General features: G+C 45.3%; 16 protein-coding genes and 1 pseudogene. 9 read left to right on the forward strand and 8 right to left on the reverse strand.

Annotated features, from left to right (window positions below):
* Nucleotides 1-7 precede the first annotated feature (7 nt).
* From BWI96_RS14995 to BWI96_RS15010, 4 genes are all read right to left on the reverse strand, one after another.
* Entirely contained in the window at nucleotides 8-1,147 is a 1,140-nt protein-coding gene (locus tag BWI96_RS14995) for a DUF3179 domain-containing (seleno)protein (RefSeq protein ID WP_106637371.1), read from the reverse strand.
* A gap of 33 nt (nucleotides 1,148-1,180) precedes the next feature.
* Nucleotides 1,181-2,722 carry a phosphatase PAP2 family protein gene (locus tag BWI96_RS15000; protein ID WP_232793746.1) on the reverse strand — a complete coding sequence of 514 codons (1,542 nt, stop codon included), beginning with the start codon at nucleotides 2,720-2,722 and terminating at the stop codon, nucleotides 1,181-1,183.
* A gap of 21 nt (nucleotides 2,723-2,743) precedes the next feature.
* Nucleotides 2,744-3,592, reverse strand: coding sequence for a hypothetical protein (locus BWI96_RS15005; protein ID WP_106637373.1), 849 nt, complete (start codon nucleotides 3,590-3,592; stop codon nucleotides 2,744-2,746).
* A gap of 286 nt (nucleotides 3,593-3,878) precedes the next feature.
* Nucleotides 3,879-5,333, reverse strand: coding sequence for a sodium:solute symporter (locus tag BWI96_RS15010; RefSeq protein ID WP_106637374.1), 1,455 nt, complete (start codon nucleotides 5,331-5,333; stop codon nucleotides 3,879-3,881).
* A 310-nt stretch (nucleotides 5,334-5,643) separates the two neighbouring features.
* Between BWI96_RS15010 and BWI96_RS15015 the strand changes: the two genes are divergently transcribed.
* Together BWI96_RS15015 and recR are read left to right on the forward strand one after the other, a co-directional pair.
* Nucleotides 5,644-5,937, forward strand: a complete 294-nt coding sequence (locus BWI96_RS15015; RefSeq protein WP_369804180.1) for an ATP-dependent Clp protease adaptor ClpS — start codon at nucleotides 5,644-5,646, stop codon at nucleotides 5,935-5,937.
* 101 nt (nucleotides 5,938-6,038) lie between these two features.
* A pseudogene (gene recR, locus BWI96_RS15020) lies at nucleotides 6,039-6,646 on the forward strand (recombination mediator RecR).
* A gap of 204 nt (nucleotides 6,647-6,850) precedes the next feature.
* Here the strand turns inward: recR and ispF are convergent.
* The 3 genes from ispF to BWI96_RS15035 all read right to left on the reverse strand — a co-directional run bounded on the left by ispF (nucleotide 6,851) and on the right by BWI96_RS15035 (nucleotide 9,610).
* Nucleotides 6,851-7,330, reverse strand: coding sequence for a 2-C-methyl-D-erythritol 2,4-cyclodiphosphate synthase (gene ispF, locus BWI96_RS15025; protein WP_106637376.1), 480 nt, complete (start codon nucleotides 7,328-7,330; stop codon nucleotides 6,851-6,853).
* Between the two features lie 148 nt (nucleotides 7,331-7,478).
* A complete protein-coding gene (locus tag BWI96_RS15030) occupies nucleotides 7,479-8,165 on the reverse strand; it encodes a hypothetical protein (RefSeq protein WP_106637377.1) in 687 nt (228 codons plus the stop codon).
* 197 nt (nucleotides 8,166-8,362) lie between these two features.
* Complete coding sequence (locus BWI96_RS15035) at nucleotides 8,363-9,610, reverse strand: aspartyl protease family protein (protein WP_106637378.1); 1,248 nt, start codon at nucleotides 9,608-9,610, stop codon at nucleotides 8,363-8,365.
* 216 nt (nucleotides 9,611-9,826) lie between these two features.
* Here BWI96_RS15035 and tpiA point away from each other — a divergent pair, with 216 nt between their 5' ends.
* From tpiA to BWI96_RS15050, 4 genes are all read left to right on the forward strand, one after another.
* Nucleotides 9,827-10,582, forward strand: a complete 756-nt coding sequence (gene tpiA, locus BWI96_RS15040) for a triose-phosphate isomerase (protein ID WP_106637379.1) — start codon at nucleotides 9,827-9,829, stop codon at nucleotides 10,580-10,582.
* 384 nt (nucleotides 10,583-10,966) lie between these two features.
* Entirely contained in the window at nucleotides 10,967-12,040 is a 1,074-nt protein-coding gene (locus BWI96_RS22490) for a hypothetical protein (RefSeq protein WP_232793747.1), read from the forward strand.
* Nucleotides 12,040-12,489 (forward strand): hypothetical protein, encoded by a 450-nt coding sequence (locus tag BWI96_RS22495; protein WP_232793748.1) that lies wholly within the window; start codon nucleotides 12,040-12,042, stop codon nucleotides 12,487-12,489. The genes BWI96_RS22490 and BWI96_RS22495 overlap by 1 nt, the downstream gene beginning before the upstream one ends.
* Nucleotides 12,490-12,571: 82 nt before the next feature.
* Nucleotides 12,572-13,078 (forward strand): GNAT family N-acetyltransferase, encoded by a 507-nt coding sequence (locus BWI96_RS15050; protein ID WP_106637380.1) that lies wholly within the window; start codon nucleotides 12,572-12,574, stop codon nucleotides 13,076-13,078.
* A 36-nt stretch (nucleotides 13,079-13,114) separates the two neighbouring features.
* Here BWI96_RS15050 and BWI96_RS15055 read toward each other — a convergent pair whose 3' ends face one another.
* Nucleotides 13,115-13,888: a hypothetical protein gene (locus tag BWI96_RS15055; RefSeq protein WP_157830383.1), complete on the reverse strand. Its 774-nt coding sequence runs from the start codon at nucleotides 13,886-13,888 to the stop codon at nucleotides 13,115-13,117.
* Between the two features lie 1,230 nt (nucleotides 13,889-15,118).
* On the opposite strand from BWI96_RS15055, the gene corA reads away from it, so the two are divergent.
* From corA to BWI96_RS15070, 3 genes are all read left to right on the forward strand, one after another.
* A complete protein-coding gene (gene corA / locus BWI96_RS15065; RefSeq protein WP_106637383.1) occupies nucleotides 15,119-16,066 on the forward strand; it encodes a magnesium/cobalt transporter CorA in 948 nt (315 codons plus the stop codon).
* Nucleotides 16,067-16,155: 89 nt separating this feature from the next.
* Complete coding sequence (locus tag BWI96_RS22950) at nucleotides 16,156-16,908, forward strand: PVC-type heme-binding CxxCH protein (protein ID WP_255400699.1); 753 nt, start codon at nucleotides 16,156-16,158, stop codon at nucleotides 16,906-16,908.
* A gap of 5 nt (nucleotides 16,909-16,913) precedes the next feature.
* Nucleotides 16,914-18,773, forward strand: a complete 1,860-nt coding sequence (locus BWI96_RS15070; protein WP_255400700.1) for a PVC-type heme-binding CxxCH protein — start codon at nucleotides 16,914-16,916, stop codon at nucleotides 18,771-18,773.
* Nucleotides 18,774-18,775 lie beyond the last annotated feature (2 nt).

Raw genomic sequence — 18,775 nt, forward strand, 5'->3', positions numbered from 1 at the left:
AGAAAAGTTAATACCTCTCGGTTTTGGGATGAAACGTTCGCCAGCTATGCCAGAATTCCTGAGAAGCCAGCAGAGGTCGCAATCGTCCCGAAGACGAACGTCCCGCCAGATCATAGGCATGGCCCGTAGTAATAAGTGAATCCTTTTCGAGGTGATAAGTGGTATTCACGTCGGGTCGCTGATAGGCGAAAAAGCTGGCATTATCTTTAGCCAGCACGAGCAAGACGGGAACGTTACCCACGACATCATTAATCACATGCTGATTTTTCAGACGGTTCCAGTCGTAAGCCTTCGAAGCCTGACCTGCGTCAATACCCACTACCCAGGATTTATCGTGCCAGGATTGATGATCGGTTCCTGTTAGCTCATCCGTCTTCGTGCCTTCTTCGTACTTGAAATCCGTTTCATACTGAGCTGCATACGCAGGATCACCCTGGAAAATCAGACTGTTGGGATGTAGCGTTAACCATTCGCTCAGGGTTGCCTGCTGGCTTACCACTTCGGGTAAATGCGTTCCGGTTAATGAACCAATCACGGCTTCCCCGTTGGCTTGTCGCCACCAGCTATGCGTATGGGTATCTTCAAAAAGAGCATTGTAATGATCCATTCCTACCAGCCGGAACGTTTCAGGCTGACCATCCACGAGCGAACTAAACACACGTCCCGTTCGACAAACGGAGCAATAGGTAACCAGGATGGGCGTTCCGGCAACAGTATCCCGAACCTGATGGTGATAGGCGAGAAACGGAATAGGGTAAGCCCGGGCTTCCTTACCCATCACCACGCCGAGAACTAAATGTTTAGGATCGACGTGATTACCAGAGGCGGGGGCTAACTGAACCATATCCGGCTCATGAAAGAGTTCTGCCGCGTCCAATTTATAATGAATCAATGAAACGAGTACGGCAGTAATAAGCATAGAAAGGATAGGGATCCATTTTTTACCGTAAGCCGTAAACGTTGGGATAACACCGATTAAAATTAATAATGCAGCCCCAACGCGAAAGGACCACTGCCAGCGGTTAAGAAAATAAGCCACTTCCAAGTGTGGCATTTCCTGACTGCCGGGCAGCGGCATAATGAAATAAATGTGCATTAACTCAAATAATACCAGACCGACTAATCCAGCATAAAATAAAATCTTCATAGTGAGCAAGGGTAATGAAAAGTAATCAGTGACTTAACGCCCGGCTCCGTCACTCTGAGCTCGCTTAATGGCGTACTGACCGATGGCATTTCCATGTGTTAATCCTACTTCCGAATCCGAGCGGTAGTGAATACAGCCATAAATCCGGGAGATAGAGGCTTCATTGGCTAGAACCATCATGGCATCCGCTTCGTTCGGGAATAGGTAGGCTAAAACGGTAGATGCTGCTCCCGAGAACGTTGAATGACCAGAAGTGAAGCTGGGAAAGTTTGGTGTGCCAATCGTTGAACGCACCGCATGGTCAACCTGAAAGGGCCGTGGCGTGTAATAATAAAACTTCGTATCCCAGCAGGCAATACCGGCATCCATTAATGAAGTGCCTACCAAAGCCATGGTACGGGCAGCCCGTAATTCATTTTCTTTATACTTGCGAGTCAGGTTAGCGGCTTCGCGATTCCAGTGTCCGGGAGGGGTGAAACTGCCCACGCCGTCTGACCAGTAGGAAGCGATGCGGTGTTGCTCGCGGGTCAGGGTTTTGCCCATCCCACGTAGCTCCTGAAGGTCTTTTTCAAAACCTGCCGATCCCAAAGCTGGCGGCGGGCTGGGCCGCATGGCTACTTTTTGAGTTTCGTTGAAATTCCAGGTTTTTACATTACCAAAGGTGGGCAACATCGGTGGCCGGGCTGGTGCATCCAGACTTACCCATTCTGTTTTCAATCCACGAGCTTTGGCAGCAGAGATCATAGCCGGAACCGCCGACTGATTATTGGCTGCTCCCATACCATCGGTTTTGGCTCGGGCGATTACCTTGGCAGCTATGGCTTTTCCTAAAGCTTCACCCGCATCCAGGTCGCTCTGAACATTGGCTTTGCCCCAGATCCGGCTGTTACGGTGGGCTTCGTAATAAGCATTGAGTTTATCCACTTCACCGGGGAACATCACCTTCAAAATTTCCAGCGAAGCCGCCGCCACCACCGCATCTTCGGAAGGATAGGAAGGTAAACTGCTGACGGGTAAAGTAGCAGTAATACTGGCATCTACTTTCGAAGGAGCCAGGCGACTGTATTGGTATTTATACTTCCAGGCCGCTACCAAAGCGTCGTACTGGGCTACGCCCAGATAGGCAAACATCCGGGAAGCATACGGAGGGTTACAAAAGGGAAATTTAGGTTCGGCCTTTGGGTTCGCGGGATCGGGGACGGGATATTTCTTCTGAATTTCGTCGTATACCGGTGGGAGGTTATAATTAGCTGCCAGCGTCCGGGCTATTTCGTTCCAGCGATAAACGCCACCAACAGCCCAGAAATCAACCGTTTTTTGTTGTTCAGGCGTAATTTTTAAATCTTTTAAGGACTGAAGTTCAGCTTTATAGCTGGATGATTCGAGGGCTTGTGGAGCAGAAACGGTTACCTCGTCGGTAGAGCTCAGCACAATGGTTTTCCACTGGCCCCCATTTTCGTCGAGCCCGGCAGGCTCATACACTTCCAGCGTAGGCTGGTCAACGCTTTTATCGCAACTAGCCAGAAAAAGTACCGATCCGGCCAGGGTTAACAATCGTAGAAATTTATAAGGCATGGTTAGGAGAGTCATAAGGGCTTACATAATGATTTTTTGACCTGTCACACTAAACGTATGCTGAATACCCACGGTATACATTCGGGCCTGACCTACGTTTCGTCCTGCCGTTACCTGACCATACTGACCGAAGAGCGAAAAGAACGTCCCGTTTTTCAGGTATAAATGAACCTTGGCCATACCACCCAGCGAAGTCTGATTCATGCGGTTGGTAGGAAAGGGCATGTCCTGCCGACGAATATCATCGCCGCTCTGACTAGTCATGTTCTCGATAAAGCCTTCTACCTGAACGTATTTGTTTATGTAACCTAAACGAGCCGAAGCATCTACCACATCTGGCACGGCCACTTCATGGGTATCATACACTTTGCCACCCGCCTGATAAGAATCGCGGTCAATTTGGATATTACTGCGGCGAATGTACCCTCCGTGAGCGGTCAGGTAAATGCCTTTGATTTTGTAATGAAAAATACCTTTGATTGACGCCGTTTTCGAACGAAGACCAATCGAGTAAGGCAACATGTCAGGGATATAGGTGTTCATCGGAATAGAGATGCCGCCCGTGGCCAGTAAGCCAAAAGTGCCGATGGAAGTTTCTGCTTTTAAAGGCCGGTATTTTAACCACAGCGAAAGATCCTGAATACCTTCCTGACGAGAAAAGTGACCCCCGTCGGACTTATTCCAGATGTAGGGTAATCCGGCCATAACGTTGAGATTTTTGGTGAGCCCGTACGCACTCATCAGCATGACGTTCTGACCAGTAAAGGTGCCAAGGTTGGCATTGCGGCGTTTAAGCGTGCCTTCCCAATACTGATCCCATTGACTGTTGGAATAACTGGCAACGTTACAAATCAGGGTTTTACCCATCATGATTCCGTCAGTGGGAGTTTGTGCGTAAAGGCTACTAGTCCACAGGAGAGTAGCCCATATCCCTAATCTAAGTGATCTTAGATAAGTAAAAAAAGGCATATAGTATGATTTTGGGGGAGTGAATACTTAAAATTTGGGTTTAAAGATACTATACAGTTTGGATATAATGAACGAACGTAAGTCTTTGAAAAACAAATTTTAAGCAAGGTATATTCCAACAAAAAACGCTACTTCCCTTCAAATGATAGAGAAATAGCGTTTTTACTCAGATTTAGCAGAGTAATGTTTAGAAAGATAATTCGCGTTCGGGCTTTTTAAGTAATAATAATCCGCCGAAAGTAAGCAGTCCGTTTAACAATAGCTTTTCGAAACCGAAGGTATAATGGAACCACTCCTGCGAATGATCCACCAAAATGTACGTGACCAGGGGGGAGATCAGACAGACAAAAGGCACATAACGATCTTTCACGGACCATTTGGTGTAAAGCCCGAACGTATACAAACCCAGCAAAGGCCCGTACGTATAACCAGCCAGGTCAAAAATCGTCCGAATCATAGATTGGCTGTTGAGCTGTTTGAAGAGAATAATCACCAGCAGGAATAGAAACGAAAACATCAGGTGAACCCAGGTCTTGATGCGTTGACGTTGTTTTTCGGGGTAATTCTCAATATTCAGGAAATCAATGCAGAACGAAGTAGTAAGGGCCGTCAGGGCGGAGTCGGAGCTGGCGTAGGTAGCAGCGGTAATGCCCAACAGGAATGTAATGGCTGCAATAGGTCCGAAGTGATTACCCAATGCCAGCATCGGATATAGATCATCTGATTTGGCCGGAATGGCAATACCCATTTGTTCAGAATAGACCAGTAATAATGCTCCCAGATTCAGAAACGCAAAGTTCACGATTACCAGCACGACGCAAAACCAGAGGATGTTTTTCTGAGCTTCTCCGATATTCTTGCACGTGAGGTTTTTCTGCATCAAATCCTGATCCAATCCCGTCATTACGATGGCAATGAAAGCTCCAGAAACGAAATCTTTGAAGAAGTTATTCTTGGGAGCCCAGTCCCACACAAAAACTTTAGAGTAACTCTTGGATTGAACGGTCGTCCAGAGCGAGCCAAAATCCAGATTTAACTGTTTGGCAATCAGGAAAACGGTGAGGAAAACAGCAGTGACCAGAAAAAAGGTCTGGAGCGTATCCGTAATGATGATGGTTTTAACACCGCCTTTGAAGGTATAAATCCAGATGAGGAGAATGGCGAAAACGACCGTTCCCTCAAAAGGAATACCGAAACGATCAAAAATGGCCAGTTGCAATACCTGCACGGCAATAAACATCCGTCCCGCCGAACCCACCGTTCGGGAAAGCAGGAAAAAGCCCGCCCCGGTTTTATACGACCAGAACCCAAACCTTTTGTCCAGATAGGTATAAATCGAGATCAGGTTCAGCCGGTAATACATGGGCATGAGTACCGTGGCGATGACGAAGTAACCCACCAGATAACCCAGGATGACCTGAAAATACGTGAATTGGGAGGTACTCACATTCCCCGGAACGGAAATGAAGGTAACCCCGGAAAGCGAAGTGCCAATCATTCCAAACGCCACCAGATACCAGGGCGATTGTTTGTTGGCGGTAAAAAACGTGTGTGTGTCGGCTCCGCGGGAAGTATAGAACGAAACGGCCACCAGCACTGCAAAATAACCCAGGAGAATAGCAAGAGCCAGGTAAGCATTCATGAATGAAACAGGGACGAGTAATAGAGGTATCTAACGTAAATAAGCCTTAAATATGACCAAATATTTGCAAAAGCGATAGGAGAACGGCAAAATTGAAGTTTTGGGAAAGGCTCAAGAACGGCAATTAGGCCGTGTAAAAGGCTTAGGTAGAGTCGAGTAAAGAAGCGGTTGGCAAGCTCACGAATTTCGTTTTTCATCAATTGTTTTTATTTAACTAAGAATCTAAAACTTCTATGAACCTTCGGTTGGGGATGCGGGTTATAAAGGTTAAATTTGTTCTCATTAAGTAACTGATTTACTGGAAATAGCCATGTGGATGAACACCTTACCGAAACCTTGGGAAGAAGAAGGCGTAGATGTTCTGGAAGAAGTGGAAGATACTCAGGAACATGATCTGATGGTCTTCAATGACGATGTCAACACGTTTGACTGGGTGATTGATACCCTCATTGATGTCTGCGGTCATTCGCCCGAGCAAGCCGAACAATGTACGATACTGATTCATTTCAAAGGAAAATGTTCAGTGAAAAAAGGAGCCTTTGAGGAATTGGCTCCCATGCGTAATGCCATTTGTAACCGGGGCATTAGTGCCGAAGTGGTTTAACAAAATCAACAGTAAGAATGGGCCGGTCAGGAAGCAAATTTCGGGGTACTTCCCCACGGGAATTTGACTAGTTCAGGCCATTCAACTAGCCAGCATTTCTCTTGAATTATCCATCCAAACTTATTGAAGACGCCGTCGAAGAGATTAGTAAACTTCCGGGAATCGGAAAAAAACAGCTCTCCGTCTGGCTTTACATTTGCTCAAACGCGAAGAACAGCAAACATCTCAACTAGCAGATGCTCTGGTTAGTATGCGTACGCAGACGCGTTATTGCCGACAGTGTCATACCATTGCTGATGAAGATTTGTGCCAGATTTGTGCCAACCCCCGTCGGGATGCCCAGTTGATTTGCGTGGTGGAGGATACCCGCGATGTACTGGCCATTGAAAATACAGCTCAGTTTCGCGGGGTATATCACGTACTGGGTGGTTTGATTAACCCACTCGAGGGCGTTGGACCCGCTGAATTGCAGATTGAATCTTTAATGGAGCGAGTGGCTGATCCGAAAAATGAAATTCGGGAAGTAATTCTGGCTTTAAGCCCCACGATGCAGGGCGATACTACGTCGTTTTATTTAACGAAACGCTTGCGTCAATATGCCGTGAAGATTACCACCATCGCCCGGGGTATTCCTATTGGTGGTGATTTGGAATATGCCGATGAAATTACACTGGGCCGAAGTATTATTGGTCGTGTGAGTTACGAATAGGAAAGCGGCTGACGAAAATCGAGTGCCTCAAAGTAGTGTGTAACTGCTTTGGGGCATTTTTTTGTTAGCATTTTTCAGGAGTCACAATCACGGCTTGTGTCTCCTGAAAATGCATAGGCGAAGGTAGGGTCTTTCTTTAGAGGTACATGTAGAGCCTCGACGAGATGCGTTGCGTCGCTACGTAATTTTCATCTCAATTGTTTATTATTTTCGCTCAATTAAGGCAACGGCGTGAGCGGCAATTCCTTCTTTCTTGCCCACAAAACCCAAATGCTCGGAAGTAGTCGCTTTGATGGATAAATCTTCTTCTGAGATGTTCATCACCTTCGCTAATACCTCCTTCATGGTTGGGATGTGAGGATTAAGCTTAGGCTCCTGAAGCACGACAGTAACGTCAATGTTACCCACCTCATACCCCTTTTCACGGATCATTTCCAGCACCCGGCTTAACAGTACTTTGGAATCAACGCCTTTCCACTGCGGATCTTTATCCGAAAAGTGGTAACCAATGTTACGCAGGTTGGCGGCTCCGAGCAGGGCATCGCAAATGACATGACAAACCACGTCAGCGTCTGAATGTCCTTTAGCTCCGTGTGTGTGAGGAATCAGAATTCCACCTAACCAGAAAGGTCGGTTTTCTTCCAGTTGATGAACGTCGTAACCGTGACCAATTCGAAATGACATAATGAATAGCTAAGGTAAATTTGAAAGGCAAAACTAAAGCAAAGCCCCGATTTTGTCGGAAAACTTTAGGTAATAACTTGAATGGCCCCAGCAGTAGTAACAAAAATGGCCGATTCATCATCGGCCATTTTTTAAAAGTATATAAAATCTAATCGCCTAAACGAACGCGTAATGAAACGAGCAAATAGGGTAAGAAACTGTAATTACGCATGTTATGCTCAATTTTGGGAATCTGATCGGGGATGGTTGTTTCGTCAAGTAAGCCATTCGTCCAGAAATCAATTTTAGGACTTCCGAGGTAATAACAGCCCAATTCAAAACCAGCACCTACGCGTTTGCGGGGAACGGCCCGGCCTACCCCAATGCCGAGGTGAGGGGTTAACTTCCACCACTTCAAGCGAATTTCTACCTGACCTAAGTCTTCCGGGTTAATATTGACATCATCAATAACTAAACCCGTTTCGGAGCTCCCTAAAACGCTGTATCTGGGATTAATCTGGTAAGCGATACCGCCCGTTATGCGGAAAGAACTATGCAGGGAAGGGTGGTAATCGGCCTTGATTTGAGCCAGGTTCATGCGTACCAAAGGTGAAAACTGAGCCTTGGTATCTTTGTTGATCTCAACGTTAAAGGGCTTCTTGTAACCGATGTGCGTATAACCCAGGCGAAATTGCCAGTGTGAGTCATCGCTGTAGCGGTAACCAAACTCTCCGCCGTATCCCAGTGTACCACCGAGTACGCCAAAAGAGAATTTACCGGGAGGATCGATAGAGGCCTGAACCTGAGAGCTTAATAGCAAGAAGATGATCGAGGGAAGAAGATAACGTAGTTTCATAAACGTGGCGGCGTTTGGTTGACTTGTGTTAAACCAAAAATAGGCATAAAAATTAATGCCTAGCCTTTTTCCAGGTTAAGAAATTTACGAAAAGGGGCTAATGAAATTATTAATTTGTTAAACCATAAAGCGATTTATACAAGAAGGTTAACCTATGTTTGAACCCTTTAGTATATACGTTAATTAAGGAGAAATGCTCAGATAATTCGTTTTAAGGTTAAAGTAGTAACCAGGAGTTCGCCTTTCCTACGGATAGCCATAATGATTTCTTTGCCTTCACCCCGCTGGAAAATTTTATATAAATCAGACATGGTAATGGATCGGCAAAACTCGCCATCGACGCTAATGAGCTGATCTCCAGCCTGAAGCCCCGCCAGTGAAGCAGGAGAATTCAGCTCAACGCGTTCAATCATGAATTCATCAAAATGCGAACCTCTGGCTACGATGTCTATGCCGCTCATGTTATGCTCAAAAGCTTCCCGAATTCTTCGACGCACGGGTTTCAGAACGATGTATCGTTGCGGGTAATTGAAAGTTACTTTGAATCGCCGGAGTAATTCGCAACCGATATTTCCCTGACGATCAACGGTCTTGGAGAGCTTCATGCCGTAGGCCAGGCTATCGGGAAAGGAGGCGATGATGTTATTCAGTTCCAGATGACCAATCTGAATTTTCTCTACTCGGCCGAGGCTGCCGTTAATAACGCCATTCAGTCCTCGGCCCAACTGCGTGCGAATGACCTTGTTAGGTAAAGGAATCTGATTGCGGGAATTGACATCCAGCGAAAGGGCGTGGCCCGCTCCGGTATCAATCACGACTTTGATGGGAACAGTTCGCTTCTTATCGACCAGAGCGACGGCGTTGAGGTAAGGCTTGGCGTCTTCGATGGTAATGGGAAACTGATCGCCTTTTTTCGCTTTATAGCGGTAATGGCTGGGTTCTTCAAGGATTAACTCCTTGCGGGAAAAATCAATGGTAACCACAAATTGATTGAATAGCTCGTAGCCAAAGATGCCGTGAACGGGTATGCCTACGTATTCCGAAATTTGAAGAATATCATGATCCAGTACTACAATATTCTGGTTGAAGCCTTTCATGTAACCCATTTGAATGCGGTTGCCTACCATGACTGTAGCCGATAGGTCGGACCCTTCACCGGCCCCGGAAATGTGCACTCTCCGCACGGGTTTCATATGCCGGACGGCGGGAACTTTGGGATCAGTGATCAGGATGGTAGAAACGCCGGAATCGAGGATGAAGCGTAGCGTATCAGAATCATTGACCTTCATGGGGACAATGATGAGATTAGAGTGAAGTTCGAAGGGAATTCGGGTTGTTTTGTGACGTCCCTGAAGATGCAGGCCAAATCGTTCCTGAGCTTGGCAGAGCTCTGACAGACCGATTACCAGCCCGAACCAAAGTGCGAGTGGTAGAGCATATTTCATTGCTTCGTGATTTAGTACAGAACTGCCTTTAATTTAGAAGCTTTTTTGCTCATAATCAAGAGGGTATGCTTTGATGATGAGGATCATTTCGGCACTTTCAGGGATTTTCCTTACTTTCGTCGCCTGAATAAATAACCAAAAAAGGCTTTTCCTGAATCAGAAAGGCACTATTTGATTAATTAAAAATATTCTTCTGATTTTTATATTTTTTCAAGCATGAGAAAAAAAATTGTTGCAGGTAACTGGAAAATGAACAAAACAGCTGACGAAGCAGTAGCTCTGACTTCGGAAGTGGTTAATATGATTGCCGATGAAGTAACCAGTGACGTAGAAGTAGTTCTTTGCGTGCCTTCACTGTATTTATCTACCTTGCAGCAGTACGCCACGGGCCGTGTTTCCATTGGAGCTCAGAACTGCCATCAGAAATCTTCTGGAGCTTATACGGGCGAAATTTCGGCGTCTATGCTGAAGTCTGTGGGTATCCCTTACGTCATTCTGGGTCACAGTGAGCGTCGTCAGTACTTTGGAGAAACGGATGAAATTCTTGCTGAAAAAGTAAATATTTCCCTGGAAAATGGTCTAAAGCCCATCTTCTGTTGCGGCGAATCGCTCGAACAACGTCAGAATGAAGATTACATCGCTATCGTTCAGACTCAGTTAACGAACGCTTTATTTCACCTTTCGGCGGAACAGTTTGGCCAGATTGTTATCGCTTACGAACCTATCTGGGCGATTGGAACGGGACTGACGGCTTCTGCTCAGCAGGCTCAGGATATGCATGCGGCTCTTCGTAGCCACATCGCTGGAAAATATGGTCAGGAAGTAGCTGATAACACTACCATTCAGTACGGTGGAAGTGTGAATGCTGCCAATGCCGCTGAGATCTTTGCCAGCCCTGACGTAGACGGTGGTCTGGTAGGAGGAGCTTCGCTGAAATCACGTGATTTTGTGGAGATTGTAAAAGCAATCTAATTGCCAAATCTACTAGCCTGATACATAGTACCTGAAAGAATGAGTGGGACTCCAATTACTGGAAAATCACTCATTCTTTTTTGTCGCTGGTAAACCATTTAGCTGCTAAGAACGTAATTTTTAAAAAATCCAATTTCGGCTTCCGATTATTCTAACTCAGAATTTCCTATTTTTGCCACGCTCGTTTCCTCTTTTTAGTACTAAATACGCTCTATTAGCAATAAATGGCATTTTTGTTCGTACCAAGAGGGAATAAACCTTAGCCATGATATAACCGCAATGAAAAGGCATTTCAAGACAAGACTTTCTTTCGTCCTATTTGTGGTAGCAGTTTGCTGGTCTGCTGTAAGCCAGGCTCAATCATCAGTACCCGGACAAACAGGAATGAAAATCATATTTCCCAGCACTCCAAACTGGAATGTACTGGAAGAAGGGAAGCCATTTACATTCAAAATTCAGATCAAACCTAACCAGGACAGTACGCGGGTGCATTTCAATATTCCCGAAGGTCAACTGGAAGGAATGACGCTCGATTCGCTGGGCTATTTTAACTGGACCCCAGGTTACGATCTGGTAGACCGGATTCAGGGGAATAAAGGTTTTTCGGTGCTTTTTGAAGTTAGTAACGATAGAGGAGAAGAAGCTCGCCGAAGCGTAGAGTTTAGAGTATTACACGTGAACCGTCCCCCACTGGTGGGAGAATTGAAGCCTTTCTACGTACAATTCAACGTTCAGAATACGTATCAGATTGACCCTAACGAAGTTCGCGACCCGGATCACGATCCCTTGGTTTTTATTCCTATCACGGATCAGTTACCCGAAGGAGCCCGTTTATCTGCTCAGGGTGAGTTTAGCTGGAAACCTTCTCAAACCCAGTTTAACAAACTAAAAACGTCACCTTTGTACGTTGAGTTTTACGTGGAAGATCAGCCTACGAAAGCCCGGACTAAAGGACGTTTAAAGATAGACGTCACGCAGATGGACTTACCGCCAGTGGTGTCCGTCGTTCCCAATTCACAGAACATCAGGCTACGGGAAAACACTACGCTGAACCTGGCATTGTATCTGACCGATCCTAATGGTGACCAGGATATTCAGGAGTTCTCCTTTGTGTCAGATAACCGCTCGATCCCCAAAGAAGCCTTAAAGAAAAATACCAATACACAGTACGAATTTATCTGGCGGCCCGATTACGATTTCGTAAAAGATCCGTTGGACACGCTGGGCTTTAACCTTACTTTTTTCGTGATCGATAAAAGTCAGAAGCGAGATGAGAAACGCATTCACGTAACTGTAGAAAACGCGGTAAATGAGCGGGAAAAGGATATTCAGCTTTATACGCAGTATCGCACCTCCCTAATTCGGGCCTGGGAGTTGATTGCTCAGTTAAGTGAAAAGCAGGAGGAGTTAAGCCGTCTATACAGAAGAGCTAAATCGGGTAAAAAAATCGCTCGGTAATGAACGCAGGTATTGGGGCAGGCACAGCCATTACTCCGTTGACAATCAACGGAGACGGGGCTTCTGCTGTGAATGCCAGAAGAATCATACCTACCGTAGGTGGAACCGCAACTGCGACTGTAGGCACGTTGGAAGCTACTGAAGTAATTGGCCGTTCGATCAGCCCCTTAGTGGATCAATTAAACAAGATTATTGTAAAGCGAAACGAACTTCAAACCAAGGGTGACATTTTTGCCCGGAAGTACAACCTGAAATCCGCCCGTCGGGGCCAGAATGGGCAGACATTTGCTAAAGATCTGGATGATTTCGAAGCATCCATGAAAGTAAACGATTTGATTGCTCTGGAGCTTGACGCAGGCTGGCAGGATCGTAACAAGCCTAAGAATGCTGAACAGCAGGACCGGAGTTTGCAACGTACTTTCCGTGATTTCGTACCTTTTACGGATTAAGTTATTTAGAGTCATTCGGAAGCGGGAAAGAGCTCTTTCCCGCTTTTTTTTATATTCACCCCACTCGTACTGAAAATTCTGCATGATAGAAACTTCCCGTCTTCGACTATTGCCCTGTGATCTAAATCTTTGGGAGGCCGTTCTGGCTGGAAATAACGTATTAAGTCAAGTCATAGGAGCCAACGTGCCCCGTCGCTGGACGGAAAATGCTTCGGCGTTTGCTCAGTTTTATCAGCAGGTGAAAAAAGACCCTTCGCTGGAAAAGTGGGGAGGCCATCTCATTGTTTATCGCCCGGATAACCTGCTCATTGGTAGCTGCGGCTATAAAGGCCAGCCCAACGAAAAAGGAGAAGTGGAAATTGGGTATGAAATTAAAGCAAGCCACCGTGAGAAAGGTTTAGCTACCGAAACAGCCAATGCCCTGGTGGACTATGCCTTTACTTTTCCTGAAGTTCATCTCATCGTAGCCCACACCCTGACCGAAGAAAACTCTTCGACGAAAGTGCTCACGAAAGTGGGCTTTAAGAAAATAGGAGAAGTAGAACACGCCCAGGATGGAATCATGTGGCGTTGGGAGCTAAGTCGCTAGGGAATGGAGGACGTTGTGGCAGCAACGTCTTTTTAGTTATAGATTTCTGATCAGTGTCTCCAGCTCATCTTCAGGTTTCAGGTTTAACCTTTTTCGGAGTCGATACCGGGCTGTATTTGCACTCTGTGGAGAAATGCCCAGAATATCCGCAATTTCTTTGGTACTAAGATTCATTTTCAGTAAAGCCATCAGACGAATATCATTCGGATTTAACGATGGAAACTGAGCAGTAATTCGATTGAAAAAATCGGGATGTACGTTTTCAAACACATCCTTGAAGTAACTCCATTTGGCTTCACCGTGCAGATGATTCGTAATCAGTTGAGGTATTTTTCGAACGTCACCTGCTTTTTCCTGTAAAATCGTTTGTCGGATTTCCTCCAGAAAACGGCTGGACTTTACTTCCTGAAGGGTATAACTCGTCAACTCTCGACTGCGTTGTTCCAGTTCTTCTTCCCGCTGTTCTTTCTCCTTTTCCAGTAACTTGGTATAAGTACTCAGTTTTGAATTCTGCTGATTAATGACATGCAAGTGCAAAAAAGATTGCACTTCGATGTTATAAAAATGCGTGGAGGCAATGAAAAGCATAACCGTCATCCCTGTGCATTCAAACATCCGAATGATCTGTTCCCCGGAATTATCCAGCGGAATGGAGTGAACCATCAGCACCATAGAAGTAACACCTATCAGTGAAATGATCAGGCGGGGCTTCCAGTCAGTAAAGAAAATAACCTGACAGGTGATGAGCGATACAATGTAAAAGACAATACTTTGCCGGGCTTGATAAACCAACAAGGATCGAATAAACAAGTAAGAACAGGTAATGATTAGATTAAAGTAATAAACATATCGTGTTTTACCTGCTAATAATTGACCATCTTTAGGCCAGTTAGATAAGGTATAAATAGCAGAAATAATACACAATAAAATTAGAAACTGAGAATAAATAAGATAGCCATCTATTCCATCATCATAAGTCGATCCGTTATGATAAGCTAGAAAATTAAGAATAATTAGTTCTATGAAATAAGCAGCAGCAGCCCACGTTAATAAATAAATTCTATTTCGAATTAAATACTGACGATGTTTTTCAAAATCGTTTAAATACTCCTTTGGAACTTGTTTGAATATTTTTTTTAAAAGTGAGGGCATAATGTAACAGATAATTGGTTACAGAATTGATAGAGGTGATACAGAATTATAACCCTGTCTATACATAGTCTATAGCTGAAAATTGTAATTGTGGGTTTGTAATGCCGTTTTTTGTGTCACTCTAGCAAGTAGAAATTCTTAGGGTGTCTATTAGTGATAGTTGTAGGGAGACGGTGAAATATTTGATATGACAACTCACCTAGATAAATAGAATAATTAGTTAAACTTGGTTTTTGTAAAAAATGTTTAATTAATTTGTAAAAGTTAAATAACCGTCAGTTTTAATAAAGTATTTAGATTGATTCAGCAAACGAGTTTTACTTATAAATATTCTTTAATTTACTAGTATAGTAATTATTGGATTTATAAGTAGAATTTATTTGTTAAAGTTTTAATCATGTCCCCCATTGTTGGTTTCGACGCGAAAGATGCCAGCAGTTACATTACAAAATTCGCTGAATTAACCTACTCTTGCAACTAAGGCCCAGCCCCATAAGGGCTGGGCTTTTTTATTAATCCTGGTATCCGCCTATATTAAATTAGTATGAAAAAAAACTCGTCAAAACCAAAGAAGAGTATTTAAAACACCTTTTAGCTTTAAGTGGGACCTACGAAAAAGCCTGGCCGGGTCATCAGGTTCCTGAATGGCTTCCCTTACCTAAACCTCATCATTATCCGTGTATTGCCATTTCTACGGATGCCATTTGTCAGGGCAGTAATCTTCTTTTTGACATTGAGCTGGTCTATTTCACCGACTTTTTGAGCTTCAACTGAGCCCTCAGAACGGAGTCGCTTACCATTTGAAAATAGTAAAGCCTCAGTAGGGGGTTGTTTCTGTCGTGACAAGTTGTTTGTTTTGAAGAACAAACGAGTATAACAGGCAGCAACGTGGTTAGAATTTACTATAAAGACGGGAAGCAGATTCGGAAAGAAAACGATGTAAAGGAACTAGGTCACCTACAAAATGTGATCTGGATTGACTTGCAGTCGGCTAATCAGGAAGAAGAAGAGTGGGTAGAAAACAAGTACATGGTAAGTTTTCAAACCCCACAGGAAATTGTTGAAATTGAGAGTTCTGCCCGATTCTTTGAGCAAAACGATTCTCTGAATGCCAACTCGAACTTTCTGAGTCTGGACTCGGAAGGATTTCGCACCTATCCCGTTTCTATGATTTTAAGAAACGGCGTTCTTTTTACGTACCGTCGGGGGGATTCCAAGACCTTCGCTGATACTGTGAAACGGATGAAGGTAACGGGTGATGAAACCTTTCAGACGGGAGCCGACATCATGATCCTTTTACTCGAAACCCGGATTGAGACGGATGCAGATTTGCTGGAATCAATCTCCCGGGATGTGTCTTTATTGTCAAAATCACTAACTGCTGATCAGAAGCCCCGCCAGGAGTTACTGATTCGGATCAATACGCTTCAGGAAAATACGATGTTGCTGCGGGAAACCATTATTGATAAGCAGCGGGTACTTTCCAACATTCACCGAAGCTCCCTTTTCCCTGATTCACATCGTGAGCGTTTACGGCTGATTCTTAAGGATATTAGCTCCCTGTTGGAATATTCGACGTTCAATTTTGAGCGACTGGAATATCTGCAAAATACCTTTATGGGTCTAGTCAATCTGGAACAAAACCAGATCATTAAAATCTTTACGGTAGTAACCATCGTGTTTATGCCGCCCACGCTCATCGCGGGTATTTTCGGGATGAACTTTGATACCATTCCGACCACTGGTCATGCGTTTGGTTTCTGGTTGTCACTGGCAATGATGCTCTTTTCTTCGGTGGCCGTTCTGGGCTGGTTCCGGCGTAAACACTGGATTTAATAATTCAGAATTATTTTCAGTAAGTAAAGGGTATAATTCCTCGAATTATATATAAAAGCTTAGGTGACTTCTAAACACTTATTGATACTATGAAAGGAAATAGTTCTCATCCCCTTCGCTGGGGGCTGGTGCTGTCGGTGGGCGGATTAATGCTTTCGCTGACGGCAGCTCAGCAACATCCGATTGCCCGAACGATCAATGCATTGATGGATTCTGTTCTGACGGATGCACAGAAACGGTTACCCGAAAATGCGTTAAAAACGCTAAAAGCTTCGCATGAGCTGGAAGTTAGAACGTTCGCGACGGAACCCATGCTTCAAAATCCTACCAATATGGATATTGATGAAAGGGGAAGAGTCTGGATTACGGAAGCGTATAATTACCGCCCAGCTATTAACGGGAATCCTACCACAGACAAGGGTGACCGAATAATCATTCTGGAAGACACCAATGGTGATGGAAAGGCGGATGTTCAGAAAGTCTGGTATCAGGGACCTGAATTAAATGCCCCGCTGGGAATTCTGGTGCTGGGCAATAAAGCCATTGTATCGCAAAGCCCTTACGTCTGGTTATTTGAGGACACCGATGGCGACGATAAAGCCGATAAAAAGACCATCATTTTTCAGGGTATTGAAGGTGAGCAACACGATCACGGCATGCACACGTTTGTGTTTGGCCCCGACGGGAAGTTTTATTTCAATTTCGGAAATGAAGGCAAACAGCTCAAAGACGCTCAGGGTAACCTCATTAAAGACCAGTTTGGTAACCCTATTCAAACGGGCAATAAGAGTAAGCTCAAACAGGGCGTAGCTTCCGCTGTGATGCCGATTTCAAGAATGTAGAGGTTTTGGCTCACAACTTTCGTAATCCCTTTGAGTTAGCGGTGGATAGTTACGGCACCGTCTGGCAGTCGGATAATGATGACGATGGCAATAAAGGCGTTCGGATCAATTACATCCTCGAAGGGGGAAATTATGGCTATACCGATGAAGTGACAGGAGCAAACTGGCCAGCCTATCGCACCAATATGGAAGAAGAAATTCCGTATCGTCACTGGCATTTGAACGATCCCGGCGTGGTCCCCAATTTATTACAAACGGGTAGTGGTTCACCCACCGGAATGGTCATCTACGAAGGTAACCTTTTGCCGGAAGTGTATCGTAATCAGATGATTCATGCTGAACCGGGGCATAACGTAGTTCGGAGTTATCCCGTCAAGGCTGATGGGGCAGGTTATTCGGCTTCCATTGAGAATATTCTTAAAAACGAAGGAGATAGCTGGTTTCGTCCGGCGGATGTGTGTGTAGCTCCTGACGGGTCTATCCTCATTGCCGATTGGTACGATCCTGGCGTAGGCGGGCACCAGGCGGGCGACCAGACGCGTGGTCGTGTGTATCGCGTAGCTCCCCAGGGGCGGCCTTATACGGCTCCTTCCTATAACTACGAAGATCCCAACAGTGCATTAGCCGCCCTGCAAAGCCCGAATATGTCAATTCGGTACAAAGCCTGGAATGCCCTGATGCACATGGGAGATGAAGCTGTGCCTGCCTTAACCAAACTTTGGCATTCGGATGGAAACCCCCGGATGCAGGCCCGTGCTTTCTGGATTTTATCGAAGATGAAAGGCAATGCAGTCATTGAAGAAGCCCTGAATGATGCTAATCCGAATCTTCGGATAGCGGGTTTACGGGCGGCTCGTCAGCAGCAAGCGGATATTATTCCTTTCATTAAAAAATTATCGGCTGATACTTCCGCCCAGGTTCGTCGGGAGTGTGCTATTGCTCTACGTCATCAGAAGTCACCAGAAGCAGCGGAATTATGGGCCAATCTGGCAGAGAAGTATGATGGGCAAGATCGCTGGTATCTGGAAGCTTTAGGGGTAGGAGCCGACGAGCAGTGGGATTCCTATTTTGCGGCTTACCTGAAACGTCACCCAAACCCCGTCGAAACCAAAGCCGAGCGGGATCTGGTTTGGCGGGCCCGTACCGAAAAAGCCAGTCCCTTTCTGGCTAAGCTGGCAGCAGATGATCGCTTGTCGCTTTCCAAAGAACGCTTACGGTATTTTCGGGCGTTTGATTTCAATACAGGAAAGGCCAAGAGTGATGCTCTGATGAAGCTATTGATCGGGAATAATCCTCGTCAGGCGGAGTTAACCAGATTAGCCTTGCGACATCTTGATCCTGAGTTTGTAAAAGCTACACCTGCGGCGAAATCGGTGCTGAAGAAGTTGATGGCCACGCTTAGTCAGCAGGAGTACCTGGAATATGAAGCTCGCTATGCTTTACCCGAAGAAAATGGGAAGTTATTAGCAATTGCCTTAAATCCTGACAATGAGCATATCGGTTCAACCGCCATGAATTTATTGTTACAGCAGGGGGGAGGCAAAACAGTGAGAGCGATTTTGGCGGGAAAAGACGAGGATAAAACTCGAAAAACGCTGGCGGCATTACGTAGAGTAGGAAAGAAAGAATCGATTGAAATTATGGAGCAACTGGCTTTATCCAAGAGCCAGCCTCAATGGTTGCGTCAGTTAGCAACTCGGAATCTGGGCGGGTCTATGCTGGGTGAAGATCGAATTCTGATTTTGCTACGGGAAGGGAAAATCGAAAAACCTTATATTCTGTATGCAGTGCAGGGCGTGGCAACGGCCTGGCGTAAAGCTATTCCGAAGGAGCGGCAACATACCTGGGTGGCGAAACCAGTGTAGGA

Source organism: Siphonobacter sp. SORGH_AS_0500, from assembly GCF_002838835.1.
In the GTDB taxonomy this organism is placed as follows: Bacteria; Bacteroidota; Bacteroidia; order Cytophagales; family Spirosomataceae; genus Siphonobacter.

Excerpts from the sequence above, each read along its gene's own strand:
- BWI96_RS14995 (WP_106637371.1), bottom strand. The coding sequence starts at position 1,147 with ATGAAGATTTTATTTTATGCTGGATTAGTCGGTCTGGTATTATTTGAG.
- BWI96_RS15000 (WP_232793746.1), bottom strand. The coding sequence starts at position 2,722 with ATGCCTTATAAATTTCTACGATTGTTAACCCTGGCCGGATCGGTACTT.
- BWI96_RS15005 (WP_106637373.1), bottom strand. The coding sequence starts at position 3,592 with ATGATGGGTAAAACCCTGATTTGTAACGTTGCCAGTTATTCCAACAGT.
- BWI96_RS15010 (WP_106637374.1), bottom strand. The coding sequence starts at position 5,333 with ATGAATGCTTACCTGGCTCTTGCTATTCTCCTGGGTTATTTTGCAGTG.
- BWI96_RS15015 (WP_369804180.1), top strand. The coding sequence starts at position 5,644 with ATGTGGATGAACACCTTACCGAAACCTTGGGAAGAAGAAGGCGTAGAT.
- ispF (WP_106637376.1), bottom strand. The coding sequence starts at position 7,330 with ATGTCATTTCGAATTGGTCACGGTTACGACGTTCATCAACTGGAAGAA.
- BWI96_RS15030 (WP_106637377.1), bottom strand. The coding sequence starts at position 8,165 with ATGAAACTACGTTATCTTCTTCCCTCGATCATCTTCTTGCTATTAAGC.
- BWI96_RS15035 (WP_106637378.1), bottom strand. The coding sequence starts at position 9,610 with ATGAAATATGCTCTACCACTCGCACTTTGGTTCGGGCTGGTAATCGGT.
- tpiA (WP_106637379.1), top strand. The coding sequence starts at position 9,827 with ATGAGAAAAAAAATTGTTGCAGGTAACTGGAAAATGAACAAAACAGCT.
- BWI96_RS22490 (WP_232793747.1), top strand. The coding sequence starts at position 10,967 with ATGAAAATCATATTTCCCAGCACTCCAAACTGGAATGTACTGGAAGAA.
- BWI96_RS22495 (WP_232793748.1), top strand. The coding sequence starts at position 12,040 with ATGAACGCAGGTATTGGGGCAGGCACAGCCATTACTCCGTTGACAATC.
- BWI96_RS15050 (WP_106637380.1), top strand. The coding sequence starts at position 12,572 with ATGATAGAAACTTCCCGTCTTCGACTATTGCCCTGTGATCTAAATCTT.
- BWI96_RS22950 (WP_255400699.1), top strand. The coding sequence starts at position 16,156 with ATGAAAGGAAATAGTTCTCATCCCCTTCGCTGGGGGCTGGTGCTGTCG.